The organism is Zhongshania sp. (assembly GCF_041623545.1).
GTDB lineage: Bacteria > Pseudomonadota > Gammaproteobacteria > Pseudomonadales > Spongiibacteraceae > Spongiibacter.
Map to the genome: position 1 here is coordinate 1 of NZ_JBFJWS010000415.1, position 2,148 is coordinate 2,148.

General features: G+C 52.1%; 2 protein-coding genes. One reads left to right on the top strand and one right to left on the bottom strand.

Features of this window, described 5'->3' with window-relative positions; genetic code table 11:
• The coding region (locus ABYT30_RS18655; RefSeq protein ID WP_373098025.1) for an SAM-dependent methyltransferase at positions 1 to 1,250 on the top strand (1,250 nt) is incomplete at its 5' end.
• Positions 1,251 to 1,268: 18 nt separating this feature from the next.
• Here the strand turns inward: ABYT30_RS18655 and ABYT30_RS18660 are convergent.
• A complete protein-coding gene (locus ABYT30_RS18660; protein WP_373084706.1) occupies positions 1,269 to 2,057 on the bottom strand; it encodes an esterase/lipase family protein in 789 nt (262 codons plus the stop codon).
• Between the last annotated feature and the right edge of the window lie 91 nt (positions 2,058 to 2,148).

A 2,148-nucleotide genomic window follows, 5' to 3' on the forward strand; every position in this document is an offset into this window, starting at 1 on the left:
AAGGCTTCGCCCTGCGTATACACAACCTCGACTGTTTATTGGGCAAGTCTATGACAGCAACTTCCTCCGCTGAGCACACCGCGAGCTTTATTAGCGACTGCCAACAGGCTTTCAATAAGGGCCAGCTCGAGCGTTTGGTGCTCTCAAAGTACCAGGGTGATGAGCCCGAGCTCAATCGCATTAGTATTCGCCCTATCAAGCTGAAAGACACTAGCCTCCTGTCATTTCTCTATGAATATCGCAGCCGCCACGTCACCAAAAATGTCAGCTTAGACGACGCCGTAAGTCTGCTGCAACGCTGGCTAGGTAACGATTTTAGTAATGCTCACATGGTCAGTGCAGAATGGGAGATTCAACTGCGCTTTAGCAAGAAAGGTAAGCCACTGCTCAATAAACATCGGAACAAAAGCAGCACCAGCGCGCCAAGTGAAGCCCAGCAACACAACCGCGAAAAACACCGCTTTGTCGAGCAAAGCCGCCCCTATTTACAGGCCCTCGGCATTACCGACCAGCAAGCTCAAATCATTCCGGCCATGTCCCGCAAGTGGAAACAGATCAACCGCTTTATCGAGGTACTCGCCAACGCAATCAACAATACTGGCCTTGCCGAGCGCGAGACGATTCATATTGCCGATTTTGGTTCAGGCAAAGCCTACCTAACCTTTGCCTTGCACGACTATCTCCAGGATAAGCTCCGCCTTGCCGCCCAAGTCACCGGTGTAGAGTTGCGCCAAGAGCTGGTCGACCTTTGCAATAACACCGCCAAAAAACTAAGTTTGCAGGGTATAAAATTTGAACAGGGCGATGTCCAGCATTTCGCCGCCCAGCACATTAACGTGATGATCGCCCTACACGCCTGCGACACCGCAACCGACTACGCAATTCACATGGGTATTCGCAGCAACGCCGACATTATTATGTGCTCGCCCTGCTGTCATAAGCAGATTCGCCCCCAACTAAAAAGTCCAGCGACGCTCGCGCCCTTACTCCAACACGGCATTCACCTTGGCCAAGAGGCCGAAATGCTCACCGACGGTCTACGTGCACTATTACTGGAGGCGCATGGCTACGACACCAAGGTCTTTGAATTTATATCCTTAGAACACACCAGTAAAAATAAGATGATACTGGCGCAAAAGCGACGACAACACCGCGACAACAGCGAAGTGCTGCAGCAGATTGCCGATATAAAGGCTTTTTACGGTATTCAAGAACACTGCTTAGAGCGCCTACTTAACGACGGCGCCTAACAGCATTTGCCAGCCAACTTAGGCGGGTACGGCAGAATGAGCGAATACCCGGCCTCGCAAGCCACTCACATCAAAGGGCTGCCAATGATTATCGCGCTGGGCCAAGCGCTCCGCCACCGCATACATCACCGCAACATTGTGGGTTAGGCCAACGTGACTGCCCGGCACCCGTAAATTTTCGGTGTTGTTATTCAGCTCTTTATCAATACAGAACTGCCAGTCGACAATACCGTCGCCCTCACTGTACATTGCCGTTGACGGCACGCTTGGCGTTGCTTGCCAGCATTCTTTCCAGTCAAGCATCGGGTCGGTCATGGCACCGGGGTTCATCATTTCGTAGAGTTTTAGTACTGGCCCGGTTACCCCATCCATACCGGGAACATGAATTGGCGAACCCAAGGTAATCACTTGGCGGATAATATCCGGATTTTTATGGGCCAAGGTTCGCGCGTAAATTCCACCCAAACTCCAGCCGATGAGACTCACCTTGCGACAGTGGCGCGCGGCAAGGTCTTTAACATGCCCCTCGTAAGCCAAGTACTTTCGCTCAGACATGCCGCTATTTAGGCCCTGCTCCCAGCCATAAGCGGCGAAACCACGCCGCCGTAAAAAACCTCGCAGCGCCGCCGTGCCGCCATCTCCCGTCATAAAAGAAGGGGCGACCACCACTGGGTGGCCGTCGCCACACTTTATTTTATCCAGCCTTGAGCGAAAACTGACCATTGCCAACATTTCAAAGATAACCCGCAGTTCCTTTGCCGTTCGCAAAGCCGTGGGTTGAGCCGTTTTATTCTTGTTTTGAGCCATGTTCACCTCGTTGTGTAGCGGCAAGCGGCCTAGAAGGTAACAACTATATAACCTAAATTTCGCGCCAAGCGCAATACCGCGTTAATGCGCT